This window comes from Bradyrhizobium sp. HKCCYLS3077, assembly GCF_051167555.1.
Taxonomy (GTDB): Bacteria; Pseudomonadota; Alphaproteobacteria; order Rhizobiales; family Xanthobacteraceae; genus Bradyrhizobium.
In genome coordinates, this window is record NZ_JBNPTH010000002.1 from 430950 (window position 1) to 445375 (window position 14426).

Below are 14426 nucleotides of genomic sequence, written 5' to 3' on the forward strand. Positions count from 1 at the left end.
ATGCTCCGATAAGTAACGGAGTTGTTGCGCCGCACAAGGCGTGTTTCGGAATGGCTGATCATCGGACCGGGCGAGCGGGCTGGCGCGAATGTGACCGCGCGTGAGCTGCCGAAAATTGCGCCATGGACCGACCGATGGTAACGCCCGTGTGATCAGACGGGTCAGCGGATGAAAACCTACAAGATCGTGGTCTACGTGCCGGAGGCCGATGGCGAGGCCGTCCGCAGCGCCATGGGCGCGGCCGGCGCCGGGCGGATCGGCAATTACGATTACTGTTCGTTTACCCTGAAGGGCATGGGCCGCTTCCGGCCGCTGGCCGGCGCCAATCCCGCGATCGGTGCGGTCGGCCAGCTCGAGACGGTCGAGGAGGAGCGCATCGAGACGGTGTGCGCTGCGGACAGGCTCAAGGCCGTGCTCGGTGCGATCCGGGGCGCCCATCCTTACGAGGAGCCGGCGATCGACGTCTATCCGCTCGAGGCGGTGGACTAGAATGGCGATGCAGGGTGGGAAGGCGCGCCGGTTCGGTGCGCTCCTGATGACGATGCTGATGGTGATGGCGGCCCCGATGGCCGCGGCACAGGACACAGCCCCGGCCGATCAGATCTCGGCGTTCCGGCTCAAGAATGGCGAGGGCCGTGTGACGCGCGACGCCACGCTCGACCGGATCGCGATGGACCAGGCGCGCGCCATGGCCGAGAAGGACGATCTCAGCCACGAGGTGCTCGGGCCGTTCACCCGCCGCGTCGCGCCGTCGAATGCGGGGCGCGCCGCCGAGAACATCGCCTATGGCTACGACAATTTCGACAAGACGCTGGGCCAGTGGATCAACTCCGCCGGCCACCGCAAGAACCTGCTGCTGCCCAAGGCGACTAAGGTCGGCATCGCCAGCGCCAGGACCGCGAACGGCAAGCGCACCTATTGGGCGATGGTGATTGCGGGCGACTACGAGACCGACAAGCCGAAGGGAAGTCCAAAGAGCAAGGGCAAGGCGGTGGTCGCGCAGACCGCGCCGAAATCCGACAAGAGCGGCACCAAGACTGACACCAAGACCACGACGCGCTGGGGCGCCAAGCCGCCGGCGTCGAAAGACTGTCACCTCAACATCAAGTTCATCGGCCTCTGCATCTGAGCTGTTGCGCAGGTCAGAGCAGCTGCTTCTTCAGGTGCAGGTAGCCGGGATCGAACTCACCGATCGCGCATAGCCGGCCCCAGTCAAACACGGTCAGCAGGCCGCTGCGGAAATCGACGGCGCGGCTCGCGCGCAGCTCGACCAGCGTGCGGTTGACGGTTGCGATCGCCATGCCGAGCGCCTCGCCGAGCTGGACCAGGCTGACCGGCAGCTCGAGCCGATCGTCATGCGCGAGCTCGAGCGCGCGGGCGCGGTAGAACAGCTCACAGAACAGATGCGCCATGCGCGCCGGCTTGGCCCGCGCGCTGTTGTTGGTGATCGCCTCTCGGAAGATCGCGGCATCGATCAAGGTCTCGCGCCAGATTGCGAAGCCGAGCCCCGGCCGCCGGGCGATCACACGGGTCAGCTCCTTGTGCTGAATGCCCGCGACCAGGGCCGGCCCGATCGCGCAGACCGCGTGGTCCATGCGATCGAGGAACAGCGCCTGGGCGTCCGGCCAGTCGCCGGCCATGTGGAAGGACAGATATTGCCGTCCGCCGCCGGATAGCAGGTGATAACGCGCCACCCAGCCGGACAACACCACCACCGATTTGTCCGGCTCGTCGCCCTGACGAATGAGGTCCTCTTGATCGGACAATTCGCGCGGCGCAAAATTCAGGTTCCTGATTTCGGTGATGTCGTCCCCCGTCAGCCGGGAATGTTCCCGCAGCTTGTTGATGACGATCCTGTCGGCTTCCATCGGAAATCAGGCCCTCTGATCCTCTCGGATATCAAATGAGACGATGGCCTCGCCGGTTCCTACTAAGGTCGGGTATGGTATCAGAGGATGCGGAAGCGAGTTGCCGGTCACCGCATCGGGAGAACAGCCGTGCCCCACATCGCGTTCCTCTACCGGCTCCGCCGATTGTTCGGCGGTTCAGGCCCGCATATCGAGACCATCGCGTCGGCGCTGACGGAGGGCCGTCTTCGCCAGCCGGCGCATCCGATGTCGGATCAGGAGCTGTCGCGGGCGATCCGCGAATTCCAGAGTCTGCCGCCCAGCGAGGAGAGCCTGAAGAAGCTGGCGGAGCGGCTCGGCGCGACCGAGCCCAAACCTCATTGAGGGCTGGTCAATATGCGGCGGCGCCGCGCGCCCGGGGCTCGGCCAGGAACAGCACCAGCTGCACCAGCTCATCCTCCAGGTCGCGGGTCTCGATCAGGTGGTGCTCGCGCATGACAGCGGTTCGGATCGGGCCGAGCGCCGATCTGATAAGGATGTAGCGCCGCGCTGGCGGCAGCGCCTCGCTGTCGAGGTCGAGCGCCTCGATCAGCCGGTCGGTCATGCGATCGACCATGTCGTGCAGCGCGCGCTGCAACTCGACGTCATGGCCGAACAGCACCAGCAGATGCCGCCGCACACGGTGGCGGCCGGCAAACGGTGCAAATCCCTGGCGCACCGCCGCGCGCACGATCGCCTCGCGGCCGAGTCCGCGATGCGCCGCCAGGGCCTCGGCGAACTGCGCCTCCTGGCGGGCGAACTCGCGCAGCGCCAGCGCGCGCAACAGCGAGGTCTTGTCCTTGAAGTAGCTGTAGAGCGTGCCGATCGAGAAGCCGGCGCGTTCGGCGATGGCGTTGGTGTTGACCGCCTTGGCCCCGTCGCGCTGCAGAAGTTGAGCGGTTGCCTCGAACAGCACGTCCAGCGTCTGCCGCGTGCGCTTCTGCACCGGGTTTTTACGAAGCATTTCAGGCGCTTCCTGCATCGCTCGAGTCTCGGTTGAGAGTTCTGGAAATCGAGTAGGCGTTCTGGCGGGGGCGGGTTAGATCGGAGCCCGCATGCGGGCGGCCCGTGATGGTCGGTGAGTACGGGCCGAGCCTGCGTGCACCAGGATGAACCTCATTTGAACGAAGGATCTGATTGCCATGCTGCGCGTCGTATTTCCGTTTGTGGCCCTCATCGCCGTCTCCCAATGTCTCGTGTCGCAAAGCGCGTTCGCCGGCAACCGCGCCGCCGCGGACAGCTGCGCCGCCAAGCTGTCGCCGGTGGCGAAGCAGATCTATGACGTCACCGCGCCGGCGATCGGCCCGGACAGCGTCGTCAAGGACGTCATCGTCGAGCGTGTCCGCCCGCTGGTGATGGCCGGCAAGTTCGATCGCGACACCGCGCGCACCAACGCCACCCCCGCTGGTGAATGCCTGGTGCTGCTGAAGTAGGTCGCAGCCGACGAGAAGAGGTTGCAGGCTGCGGCCCTGACATGAGGTCGCAGCCGGCTCCGCTCCGGTGCGTCCCCGCAGGAACCCGGCTTGGCAAGTCCGGCCGAGTCGCGCATCAATGCCTGATGCTCGATCTCCTCGCCCGCCATTGGGTCGCCGGTGCCGTGTTCATGGCCGCAGCGCTGCTCGCGCTGGTGCCGCTGCTGGCGGCCGACTGGCCGCTGGCCATGCTTCTGATCTTCCTGCATTCGCCGGGCTACATGATCCACCAGGTCGAGGAGCACACCGGCGACCGCTTCCGCAGCTTCGTCAACAATGTCATGTTCGGAGGGCGCGAGGCGCTGACCACGGGCGATGTGCTGTGGGTGAATTGCGGCGCGGTATGGGGCATCGATCTCGCCGCGCTCTATGTCGCCTGGATCGCCGGTCCCGGCTGGGCGCTGGTCGCGCCCTATCTGATGCTGGTCAATTCGCTCGGCCATATCGGCCCGGCCTTGCGCTTCCGCGGCTACAATCCGGGCCTTGTCACCGGCATCGTCGTGTTCATTCCGCTGGGGCTGGCGACAGTGCTCACCATTCCCGCGACAGCGGCGCAGCATGCGCTCGGCTTCGGCCTGTCGCTGCTGCTGCACGTCATCATCGCCGCCAATGCCATCCGGCGCGCACGGCACGCCGCGGTGGCCTGAGCGGTCTATTCGCCGGGCACGAGCTGGATCGTCTGAGCCATCGGCTGCGGCCGTCGTAGGCGCCGGCGGGACAGATAGAGCAGCACGCCGGTCACGGCGAACAATGGCATCAGCGCCGCCGCGAGCATGAAGACGAGCTGGCCCGGCCAGCCGAGGATGCTGCCGCGGTGAATGTCGAGGATACGCGCCAGCACGCGCTCGCCGGTGGTCTTGTCGGCGTAGCGGTCCGCCGAGATCAGCCGGCCGGTCGCGCCGTCGATGCGGAATTCGTCGCGGCGGCCGTCATGGTCCTCGCTCGGCCAGGCGCGCACGCGCACGGCGCCTCCGCCGGCGGGCAAGGTCAGCTGCATCACGGCGAAGCGGTCGCCGATCTGCTCGCGCACCGTGGTCCACACGCGATCGAGCGAGACCGTCTTTGCATCGGCCGCCTCCGAGCGTCCCTCGCGCGGCGCCTTAGCCGCCATCGGCGCCCGCGATGGCGCCAGCAGCCAGGTCAGGCCGTCCTTGTACCAGGCGTAGGAGTAGGACAGTCCGGTCAGCGCGATCACCAGATACACCGGCAGCAGCCATGTGCCGATCACGCTGTGCAGCGAGCGATGCAGGCCGCGGCCGCGCAAGCCCAGCTGCGGCTTCAGCCACAGCTTCGCGCTGCTCGCGCGCTTCGGCCAGCGCAGCACGATGCCCGTGATCAGCAGCACGAGAAGGCCGAGCACGGCGGCGCCGGTGATCTGCCGGCCGGCGCCATTGCCGTCGCCCGGCAGTAGCAGCCAGCGATGCAGGTGGCGCACGGTTTCGAAGAACGCCTCGCCGCGGGGCTCGCCGAGCACGCGGCCGTCATAGGGATCGACCAGCAGAGATGAGGGCCGGCCGCCGGCATCGTTGCGCGCGAAGCGGATGCGCGCGGCGGCCGAGGGATCGCGCGACAGCGTGATCGCCGAGATCTTGCCGAGCGCGGGATCAGCCTGCAGCCGCGCGACGAGCTCGGCCGGCGCAAGCGGAGCCTCCGCGCGCGGCGTGACGTGGGCCAGCGTGGCGTTGAGACCGGCCTGGATCTCGTCCTCGAAACCCATGATCGCGCCGGTGACGCCCATCAGCGACAGGATCAGCGCTGCGACGAGGCCGAGGACGGAGTGGATCTGCAGCAGCGCGGGCTTGATGCGGAATGACGTCACGCGGTGTCTCCGGCTAGAACTTCACCGTCGCCGACAGCGACACCCGCCTTGCATCGCCGACCGCGACGTTCAGCACGCTGTTGGCCGAGGGGTAATAGACGTTGTCGAACAGGTTCTTGACGTTGAGCTGGTAGATCACCGGCAGGTTCTGGTGCCTGGTCTCGTAGCTCGCGAACATGTCGGCGACGACGTAGGACGGCAGCACGAAACTGTTGGCGGCATCGCCGGCGCGGTCGCCGACATAGCGTGCGCCGCCGCCGAGTCTGAGCTGGCCGGGCAGGGCGGTGCCGAAATCGTAGACGAGATAGAGCGAAGCGGTGTTGAGCGCGACGTTCTGCAGCCGGTTGCCGCGATAGACCGGGTCGTCGGTCACCCGGGCATCGGTGTAGCCGTAGCTGCCGATCATGGTCCAATGCTCGGCGATCTTGCCGGTGACGTCGACCTCGGCGCCGCGCGAGCGCACCTTGCCCGCGGTGGTGTATTCGACGACGTTGCTGGCATTGGTCTGCGACACCAGCACGTTCTGCTTGTCGATGTCGTAGAATGCGACGGTGCCGGACAGCCGCTTGTCGAGGTCGAACTTGAAGCCGGTCTCCCACGCCGTGCCCTGCTCGGGCGCGATGTTGGAGCCGAGCACCACGCCGCCGGTCAGCGGCGCGATCGTCGAGTTCGGCTTCAGGCTCTTGGTGTAGCTGGCGTACAGCGAGACCTGCTCGTTCAGCTTGAGAATGGCGCCGCCGAGCGGCAGCACGGTGTCGGCGGCGACGTCGGTGTTGGCCTTGAACGGCCGGCCGCGGCCGGCGAGCTGCTCGTAGTCCATGTAGCGGACGCCGCCGACGAAGGAGAGCTTGTCGGTGACGTGCAGCGTGTCCTGCAGGAACAGCGAATACTGCCCGAGCTTGTCGGTCTGCTCGCTGTCGCTCGCCGAGATGGTCGTGCCCGGCTGCAGCAGGCCGTAGACCGGGTTGTAGACGTTGAACAGAATCGATTTCGGCACGGTCTGGCGGATCAGGTCCTGGCGATAGATCGTGCGATATTGCGCATCGCCGCCGAACAGCACCTCGTTACGCAAGCCGCCCAGCCAGAACGCGCCTTGAATATAGGACGTGCCATAGCTGACCCGGCTCAGCGCGCCCCAGGTGCCGTCATTGCTGCGGGTCTCATTGCCCTTCGCATCGATCGCGGTGATACGCAGCTGGTTGGAGCTGGACCTCTCGGTGTTGTAGCTGTAGGCGGCGGTGAGCTTCCAGTCCTCGTTGAGCTTCTGCTCGACCGAGGCCTGCACCAGGTCGGACTGCCCCCACGTGTTGTTATAGGGCTCGTCGAGCCGTCGCGTCGCGGGGATCGCGAGCGGCGCGCCGTTGATGAAGGCGGTGCCGCGATCGAATGGGGTGATGAACTCGCGGTGCTCGTAGTTGAGCTGGACGGTGGTCGTCTCGCCGTACCAGGCCAGCGACGGCGCCACCAGCATCTCGCGGTGGCGGCCGAAATTGCGCCAGTAGTCCTCGCTCACGCCGTAGCCGATGAAGCGATAGGCAAGGCCGCCGTCGCCGATCGGGCCGGTAATGTCGAGCATGCCGTCGGCGCCGGTCTTGTCGTTGGCGAAGGCCGAGCCGAGCAGCGTCACCGAGCCGTGCTGATACAGCTCGGGGCGCTTGCTGATGGTATTGACGATGCCGCCGGGATCCATGATGCCGTACAGCAGCGACGCCGGGCCCTTGAGCACCTCGACGCTGTCCACCGCAGCATTGAGGCTGCGGCTCTGCACCAGCGGCAGGCCGTTGCGCATGATCGAGCCGTCGCGATTGTCGCCGAAGCCGCGGCGCATCACCGCATCCTGCGTTCCTGCCAGCGTGTTGGCCTGGGTGACGCCGCTGATATTGGCGAGCGCATCGTCGATGTTGCGCGGCAACTGGTCCTTCAGCACCTGTGACGGCACGAGGTTGACGGATTGGGCGGTGTCGAGCGGCGAGGCGCCGGTGCGCAGGGTCGTCGCGCTCGGCATCGCGCGGTAGTTGAGCTTGGCGGCGTTGAGAACGACGGCCTCCGCTGCGGCGCGCTCCGCGCGCGTCGGCGTCGGCGTCGGCGTCGGCTGCACGCTGCGTCTCTGCTGCGCGACGCGCGCTTGGCGCTGCGCCGGTCCGGCGGCGACCGCAGGCTTGCGCTTCGCTGCCGGCGCGTCGACCGTCACCGGCGGCAGCGTGACCTGTGCATTTGCGGGAGAGGAGCAGCCGAGGTCTGCGGTCAGGGCACTCACGAGCGCAATCGCGCCATACATACCGGTCCGGGTGAAAACCTCGCGCCGGCTATTGTCGTCTGTCATCGTTCACTGCACTTCCAACGTCGCGGCGGTCGAGGTGACGGTCGCTTGACGTGAGGTCTAGCAATGCGATGCGGCAAAGAACACGGCGCGGGTGCTTGAATCCTTCTAAGTCATCGGGTGTTTCGTTGTTGGAATTGAATCGAACTTGCGCCCCGCGCGGCGTCTTTGCGGCATCGTACGCCGCGTGATCATCGCGCGCTGCATGACCGTGCAAACTGCGCGGTCTCTGCGCAAACGACAGCGCTCCATCCGCTCTGCGGAGGGAGCGCCGTGCGTTTCAGTTTTCGGAACTAAGCGCGCGATCTCAGCGCTTCGGAGCCATCGTGCCCGAATGCGGGCTCATCGTGCCGGTGGTGCCTTTGCCCGTCCCGTCGCTCATGCCGGTCGCGCTGCCGCTGCGACCGCCTGTTGCGGAGGTGTCGGTGCCAGTTGCGCCGCGGCCCATATTGCTGCCGGTAGTGCCGCTGTCATGCGGCTGCCCCATGCCGGGGCTGGTCGCAGTGCCGGATCCTCCGGTGCCGGTGTTGGCGCCGGCGCCGCTGCTGCTCTGAGCGAGGGCGAGTGAACTCGTCAGCGCGAAGGCGGCGGCGAGAGCGAGCGTGGTCGTTGTCTTCATGATGAAACCCTTTCTCTGCGTGTATCTGGAGCTAACGGGCCGGCGTTGCGGCCGTTCCAGACGACGTCATGCGCCGCCACCGTGTCGGCTGGTCGCAGCACTCAGCTCAGCCGCTGCCTCTGTTGTCGTTGTGGTCCTGGAACTACTCGGTCATGGCCGAGCAGCCGTCACACCCGAGCGCTCGGTCATGTCGCATGCCGATCCGGGTTGCGAACGATGAACGTCGCAAAGGCCGCCGCTTGTCTACTGCGCCGCCGCGAGCTCCAGCTCGGCCGGCTTGTTCGGGCCGACGAGCGGAATCTCGAGCGCGATGCGCGTGCCCTGCTGCACCTCGCTGTCGAGCTCGATGCGGCCGCCGAGCGTGGAGACGACGAGGTTGAAGGCGATGTGCAGGCCGAGGCCGGCATTGCCCTTCTCGCGGCGCGTGGTGAAGAACGGATCGAACACCCGGCCGCGCACGTGATCGGGCATGCCGACGCCCTCATCGGCGCAGGTGATGCAGACGGAGCGGTCCAGCGGCTGCGCGACCTCGACCGTGAACACGCCGCTCATCTCGCCGGGATAGGCGTGCGTGGCCGCATTGAAGGCGAGGATGCTGATGACCTGACCGAGCGCGCCGGGATAGCTGGTGAGCATGATGCCATCGGGGCAGGAGAGGGCGACCGTGAGGCCCTGACGCGCCAGCAGCGGGCGCAGCTTGGCGAGGTGATCGCTCAGCCAGCTCTGCAGTTCGAAGCTTTGCCGCGTTTCGTTGGCCTGGTCGACGGCGACCTGCTTGAAGCTGTGCACCATCTCGGAGGCGCGGTGCAGGCTCTGCGTCGTCAATTGCAGGCCGTGCTGCAGCCGCTCGACGCCGCGCGTCAAATCCGAGCGGCGCACCGGGCCGCCGCCGAGCATGCGCGCGATCGCCTCGACGTCGTCTTCCATCGCGGTCGAGGTGGTCAGCGCCAGCCCGAGCGGCGTCGAGACCTCGTGGCCGACGCCGGCGACGAGCTGGCCGAGCGAGGCGAGCTTCTCCGCCTGCACGAGATGCGCCTGCGTGGCGTGCAGGTCGCGCAGCGACGCTTCGGAGCGTTCCTTCTCGCGCTGCAGCGCCTCGGCGGTGCGGAACTGCTTGCGGGCCTGAACCTCGCGCGCGCCGACCGCATAGAGCGACAGCAGGCAGGCATTGCCGACCAGCGAATGATCGATGAAGCGGAGGCCCGGCGGCAGCGGCTCCGGCGCGAGGCTTTCGGCCACCGCCAGCGCGCCCCAGCTCGTCGCGCAGAAGATCGCATGGGAACCGGTGCGCAGCGGCAGCATGGTCGACACGAACAGGATGACGATGATCATGCCGGCGGCGGAGTAGGTGAAGCCGGAGGGCAGCACCCAGTAGATCGTCGGCAGCACGCAGCCGGGAATGACGCAAAAGACGAGTTGAATGGGCTCGGCCCATTTGCGCGCCGGCGTCGACAGCAGCGCCGTCAGCGGCAGCAGCACGAACAGCGCGGTGCCGCCGCGGATCTTGAGCGTGGTCGGCACGATCTCAGGGTAGAGTACGAAGTCCCACAGCGTGTAGCCGGCGAAGGTGAAGGCGCCGAGCAGCATCGCGATCTGGGTCCAGGCGATGTTGCCATGGACGAAATGGTCCACGAAGCGCCGTTCCTCCACGGCATCCTCGAAACGCAGCCCCAGGCGCTCCAGCAATCTCAACATTATGCCACCGCAATCGATAAACGATCCCCCGCAGCAGGTGAGACCCGCAGCGGGAGGGCAGACATACACGAGATGGGTCGGCTGAGAAAACGACGTGAGATCGCATCCGCGGCTTGGAGCACGCAGAGCGTTATTAGAATGGTTCCAAATCTAACCGCGCGGCATGGCAGAGGCGGCGCTAGCCATGCAGCTCAGAGACGCCGCCTTCGGACTAATCCCGCTTGCCGCTGGTGATCGTGATGTCGCGGCCGTCTCTCGCCTTGGCCGTAATCGCCAACCGGTCGTCGCCGAAGGACAGCGTCCACTTCGACTCCACGCCTTGTGCGAGATACTGCAGATCGACCACGAAGGTGTGGTCGTCCGTCCAGGCTCCCTTCATGGCCCGATAGGAGAACGGCACCACGAGCGTCTTGGGGGCGTTGGTGCGGTAGAGGCCATCGAGTCCGATCGGGTTGTCCAGGCGCAGCACACCGTTCGGCGATGCCTGGTCATAGATGTCCCAGCTCACATGTGGAGGCGCATCGTCGAGATGCAGTGTGATCGTCTTGAACCTGAGCGGGCTCTCCGCGAAACTGTAGGTCCGCGCTGATACGACGGCGGCTTGCGCAGGCGCCACCGCCACAGTGCTGGGCTTCTCAACGGCCGCATCCCGCACGGCCTTCTGAAGTTGCGCGAACGAATCCGGCGCCGGCGCCAGGGCCGCGTCGGATTTCACCGCTCCGACGATGTCAAGAGCGAGCTGCTTCATCGGGCAGAAGTCCCGAGCCGTCATCACTGCGACGATGTCGGACCGCGGCAGCATCATGATGATCTGGCAATGATAGCCGACCGACATGAACACCTGCTGCTCGGGCAGCGACCAGAACTGGTTCGCATAGCGCAGCCCGGGCTCGAATTTCGTCTGCATGTCGACCTCGGCGTGATTGACCGCCTCGATCCAGTCGGGCGGCAGCAGCTGCTGCTCGCCCCACCGGCCGCCGCGCAGATACAGATAGCCGAACCTCGCCATGTCGCGCGGCTTCAGCAACAGCCCGAAGCCTCCCGTCGACAGTCCTTGCGGATCGCGCGTCCAAATCGGCGGCTTGATGCCGAGCGGCCTGAACAGTTTTTCTTGGGCGTAGTCCTGCGCGGTCTTGCCGGTCAGCTTGGTGATGATCGCTGACAGCAGATGCGAGTTGCCGCTGTTATAGTAGAAGCTCTCGCCGGGCGCTTGCGCCATCGGCTTGTCCAGGATGTATTTCACCCAGTCGGGCGCGCGTCGCAGTTCCTGCAGCGATTGTTCCGCCCCGCTGCCGAGACCTTCGTCCCAATCCAGACCGGAGGTCATGTTGAGGAGATGACGGACGGTGATCGCCTGTTTGCGCGCATCGAGATTGGCGATCTCGCGATCCCGGAAGAAATCCACGACCGGATGATCGAGGCTGTCGAGCACGCCGTCCTTGAGCATGATCGCGATCAGCGAGCCGGTGACCGCCTTGGTGGTTGAGTTGACCGCATGCGGGAGGTCCGCGCGATAGGGCGCGTAATAGGTGTCGAGAACGATCCGGCCGTGGCGCACCAGCGTCAGGCTGTCGAGCCGCACGCGCGCGCCGAAACCGACCAGCCGCTCCACCGCCGCCGAATCCATTCCCTCGTCCTCGGGGGCGGCGGTCGTCCAGTCGGTTGTGGGGAAGCGGGACTGCGCATCCTCCGCCATCGCGTTGGCGGTGAGCAGCCAAGCCGGCAACAGCGCAGCCGCAAACCCGAGGCTGGTCCCGATACGCAACATCTCGCATTCCCCCACGAATGACGCGGGACATGGTACCAGAAAACCACGATCCAACAAAGATTGTGTGACGCTTGGGGTGCGCCTCAAAAGCGGCGCTTTGCGACGGCGTCGCTGGCAGGGAGCACCAAACGATCATGCAGGCTCCTATGCTTCGACGTCTTCGGGTTGATATTCTCGTCGTCGCCACCTTGGCCGTCGCCGTTCTGCTCACGGTCCTTGGGCGACCGGCCCGCGCTGAGGGCGAACGCGTGATCGCGGTGCCTGAGCTGCATGCGATGACGCCGGAGGCATCAGACGATGCGATCGGGATTACGGCGGAGCTTCGCCGTCGATTTCAGTCTGTTCCGTCCCTGCGGGTCGTGGATGCGCCCAAGGCGCCGACGGATGTGCCCGGCTACCCAGACAACGTGCCGCCGTTCGCGCTATGGCGCGACTCGCATGTCGACATCGTGCTGATCGGCAACACGGTCGTCCTCAAGGATGGACGCCATCGGCTGTCGGTGCGCATTTGGGATTTAGCCAAACGCGTCCAAATCGTCGGTCACGTTTTTGTCTATAGCCCTCAGCTCGGATATGAGCAGGAAATTGCGGACGTTGTGCGCAACGCTCTGGTGGAGGCTCTTGAGAAGGAGAATGAGCCGGAGCGTCCATGATCTGGTCGAATGATGCGAACAGGCTGTCAGTATCTGGCAATCAGTCGCGTCACTTCCGCCTCGCTGGCGAAGTGTCCGCGCTCAGCGTCGGCTAGCCCCGCCTCGATCTCGGCAAGTTGCCAGTATTCTCGCTCGACGAATTCCTCGATCGCGCGCGCAGCAACATCAGAGCTGGGTCGGTGGATTTTCTCCGCCAGCTCATCGAGCTTCGCGGCCGTCGCTTCCGACACGTGGACAGTGAAAGCGGTCATGGATCTGCCTCGAGTTTCACAGCGATTGTGGGTGAACGAAAGCAGAGCGTCAACCGCGTCTACGTGTGGTCTTCAACGGAGCTGGTGCTCATTACGCCCAATGCGCCCGCAGCGCCGCTGCGATGCTCTGCGGCCGCTCGACGATGCTCCAGTGCCCTGCATCCTGCTCGACATGCAGCCGCGCGGCGTGCGCTTGCGCAAAACGGCTGAGCGTATCGAGCGGCACGAAGGGATCCTGCGTGCCCGAGATCACGAGGCCGCGCCGCGGCAATTGCGCGAGCCGCGCGATCCAGTCGCCGCCGAAGCGCAGCCCATCCGCGGAGCGATACAGCGCGAGGATCGCCCGCCGCATCGGCGCCTGCCACGCCGCGGCTTCGCGCACGGCGAGTTCCCCCGGCAGTCCGCTCTGCCGGAACATGCGCGCCATCGCGCCTTGCCTCGACACCGCCATGAAGATTTCGCCAAGCACGGGCGTGTTCCAGATTCGCGCGATGCGATGGCCGCGATAGCCCGGATCGAGTGCACCGCCAGCGACCGCCCAGGACCGCACCAGCTCGGGCCGCAGCGATGCCGCGCGCAGCACCAGCAGCGCGCCCCAATCATGCCCCACCAGATCGAGCGGCCCGAACGCCGCATGCTGTGCCTCGATCAGCGCAACCAGCCAGTCGGCGTAGGCGTCCTTGGTGCAGGCGAAACCGGCAGGCACCTCGCCGCAGAAGCCGGGCAGGCAGGGCAGGGCAACGGTCTCGCCGAGCGCCGCGATCAGCGGTCCCCAGATTGCGGGCGTGTCCGGCACGCCGTGGACGAAGATGCGATTGGTCATGGTGTCATCCCTATCACATCCGTAGGCTTCGTCTTCGCCGAAATTCTTCTTTCCTTTTTTCAGAAATCATGCTTTGATGCGCCATCCCGCCTCATCGAAGAGGGGCGTACGCGTCGTCACGATACGTGGAGTGCGGGGAGCGATGGCCGTGAGGCGCCGGCAGACGACCGGCGGCTTGCGGACGGCGAAGTCGCGTGGTCCTGGCCTCCCGATGCTGAGGTCAAGTTCGGGCCGTTGCGCGCAGCAGCGGTGCGGATGATGGGGGCAAGAAAGCCCGGTCCCCAGGGAGAGCGCGAAGTAAGCCGTAAAGCCGTTGCGCAGGGAAGGCCGGGATGTCCTGGCCGATCCTGTGGTTCCTGCCCCGTGCAATTCTTTCCGCACGGGGGCCGCGGGTGTCGGCAGACGCCCGGCCTTCCCTGCACCCTCGACTGGCGAGGGGCGATACCGATGATCAGCCTGGGCACGATGGTGTCGCGGGAGCGGAGAGGTGTGTGCGGATGAGGGTTGGAGCGGTCGATGAAAGCCAGAGGTGCGCCCCGCTTGTGCGTCAAACACCGCCGTCATTGCGAGCGAAGCGAAGCAATCCAGGGCTGCGCGCGTGACTCTGGATTGCTTCGCTTCGCTCGCAATGACGCGGAGGGACCTGTGCTCCACCCCGGCTGTCATCGTCCGCGAAAGCGGACGATCCAGTATTCCATAGGCGGTCGTGAGTCAGCCGAGAGGCCGCGGCGTACTGGATACGCCGCTTTCGCGGGGTATGACGGCGGAGGACCGGGCGGCGGCACGGGCTGGCTCCTGCGCAAGGGAAGCGGGCCCTGGCGCGAGAGAGGAAGGGACAGAGGCCGCAAGGTCCAATACGTCACCCCTCCTGACCCTTATTCGGCGTTGCGAGGCCGTTTCATTCCCGGTAAAAGCACCGTCGAAGGCACCTCGGCAACACTCCATCAATGGTTTTGCCGCACCATTTTCGTGTCTTCGCAAAGGGTTTGGCAATGCTGATTCGCAGCGCAGAGATCGAGGCCATCGCCGGGGCAGACGCCCGGTCGATCGCGCTCGCCTCGCTGCCGCCTCGCGGCCTGACCGGCGCGCTTGAGCTTCTGCTTCTTAGCTGCCCCTGAGG

General features: G+C 66.1%; 16 protein-coding genes. 7 read left to right on the plus strand and 9 right to left on the minus strand.

The annotated features are described in order from the left end of the window. Nucleotides 1–168: 168 nt before the first annotated feature. Both ACQR0Z_RS07965 and ACQR0Z_RS07970 read left to right on the plus strand, forming a co-directional pair. Complete coding sequence (locus ACQR0Z_RS07965) at nucleotides 169–489, plus strand: hypothetical protein (protein ID WP_434918264.1); 321 nt, start codon at nucleotides 169–171, stop codon at nucleotides 487–489. A gap of 1 nt (nucleotide 490) precedes the next feature. Further along, nucleotides 491–1129, plus strand: coding sequence for a CAP domain-containing protein (locus ACQR0Z_RS07970; RefSeq protein ID WP_434918265.1), 639 nt, complete (start codon nucleotides 491–493; stop codon nucleotides 1127–1129). Between the two features lie 13 nt (nucleotides 1130–1142). Here the strand turns inward: ACQR0Z_RS07970 and ACQR0Z_RS07975 are convergent, their stop codons facing one another. Next, entirely contained in the window at nucleotides 1143–1868 is a 726-nt protein-coding gene (locus ACQR0Z_RS07975; protein WP_434876570.1) for a Crp/Fnr family transcriptional regulator, read from the minus strand. Nucleotides 1869–1997: 129 nt separating this feature from the next. On the opposite strand from ACQR0Z_RS07975, the gene ACQR0Z_RS07980 reads away from it, so the two are divergent. Continuing rightward, complete coding sequence (locus ACQR0Z_RS07980; RefSeq protein ID WP_434861369.1) at nucleotides 1998–2231, plus strand: hypothetical protein; 234 nt, start codon at nucleotides 1998–2000, stop codon at nucleotides 2229–2231. Nucleotides 2232–2238: 7 nt separating this feature from the next. Here the strand turns inward: ACQR0Z_RS07980 and ACQR0Z_RS07985 are convergent, their stop codons facing one another. After that, a complete protein-coding gene (locus ACQR0Z_RS07985; RefSeq protein WP_434918266.1) occupies nucleotides 2239–2850 on the minus strand; it encodes a TetR/AcrR family transcriptional regulator in 612 nt (203 codons plus the stop codon). A 178-nt stretch (nucleotides 2851–3028) separates the two neighbouring features. Between ACQR0Z_RS07985 and ACQR0Z_RS07990 the strand changes: the two genes are divergently transcribed. Further along, nucleotides 3029–3319, plus strand: coding sequence for a hypothetical protein (locus ACQR0Z_RS07990; protein WP_434861371.1), 291 nt, complete (start codon nucleotides 3029–3031; stop codon nucleotides 3317–3319). A gap of 125 nt (nucleotides 3320–3444) precedes the next feature. After that, nucleotides 3445–4005: an HXXEE domain-containing protein gene (locus ACQR0Z_RS07995; protein ID WP_434918267.1), complete on the plus strand. Its 561-nt coding sequence runs from the start codon at nucleotides 3445–3447 to the stop codon at nucleotides 4003–4005. A gap of 5 nt (nucleotides 4006–4010) precedes the next feature. On the opposite strand, the gene ACQR0Z_RS08000 is transcribed toward ACQR0Z_RS07995, so the two are convergent. From ACQR0Z_RS08000 to ACQR0Z_RS08020, 5 genes are all read right to left on the minus strand, one after another. Beyond that, nucleotides 4011–5177, minus strand: a complete 1167-nt coding sequence (locus ACQR0Z_RS08000) for a PepSY-associated TM helix domain-containing protein (protein ID WP_434918268.1) — start codon at nucleotides 5175–5177, stop codon at nucleotides 4011–4013. 13 nt (nucleotides 5178–5190) lie between these two features. Further along, nucleotides 5191–7500, minus strand: coding sequence for a TonB-dependent siderophore receptor (locus tag ACQR0Z_RS08005; RefSeq protein ID WP_434918269.1), 2310 nt, complete (start codon nucleotides 7498–7500; stop codon nucleotides 5191–5193). A gap of 304 nt (nucleotides 7501–7804) precedes the next feature. Further along, nucleotides 7805–8116 (minus strand): hypothetical protein, encoded by a 312-nt coding sequence (locus tag ACQR0Z_RS08010; protein ID WP_434861375.1) that lies wholly within the window; start codon nucleotides 8114–8116, stop codon nucleotides 7805–7807. 243 nt (nucleotides 8117–8359) lie between these two features. Further along, nucleotides 8360–9811, minus strand: a complete 1452-nt coding sequence (locus ACQR0Z_RS08015) for a sensor histidine kinase (protein ID WP_434876564.1) — start codon at nucleotides 9809–9811, stop codon at nucleotides 8360–8362. Between the two features lie 211 nt (nucleotides 9812–10022). Beyond that, on the minus strand, nucleotides 10023–11579 hold the full coding sequence (locus tag ACQR0Z_RS08020) for a serine hydrolase domain-containing protein (protein ID WP_434918270.1): 1557 nt from the start codon (nucleotides 11577–11579) through the stop codon (nucleotides 10023–10025). Between the two features lie 134 nt (nucleotides 11580–11713). Here ACQR0Z_RS08020 and ACQR0Z_RS08025 point away from each other — a divergent pair, with 134 nt between their 5' ends. After that, nucleotides 11714–12232, plus strand: coding sequence for a hypothetical protein (locus ACQR0Z_RS08025; protein ID WP_434918271.1), 519 nt, complete (start codon nucleotides 11714–11716; stop codon nucleotides 12230–12232). A gap of 26 nt (nucleotides 12233–12258) precedes the next feature. Here ACQR0Z_RS08025 and ACQR0Z_RS08030 read toward each other — a convergent pair whose 3' ends face one another. Continuing rightward, nucleotides 12259–12483 carry a CopG family ribbon-helix-helix protein gene (locus tag ACQR0Z_RS08030; RefSeq protein ID WP_434876561.1) on the minus strand — a complete coding sequence of 75 codons (225 nt, stop codon included), beginning with the start codon at nucleotides 12481–12483 and terminating at the stop codon, nucleotides 12259–12261. Between the two features lie 91 nt (nucleotides 12484–12574). Then, nucleotides 12575–13306, minus strand: a complete 732-nt coding sequence (locus ACQR0Z_RS08035; RefSeq protein ID WP_434876560.1) for an alpha/beta fold hydrolase — start codon at nucleotides 13304–13306, stop codon at nucleotides 12575–12577. A gap of 992 nt (nucleotides 13307–14298) precedes the next feature. On the opposite strand from ACQR0Z_RS08035, the gene ACQR0Z_RS08040 reads away from it, so the two are divergent. After that, nucleotides 14299–14424, plus strand: a complete 126-nt coding sequence (locus tag ACQR0Z_RS08040) for a hypothetical protein (protein WP_434861381.1) — start codon at nucleotides 14299–14301, stop codon at nucleotides 14422–14424. Nucleotides 14425–14426: the final 2 nt, after the last annotated feature.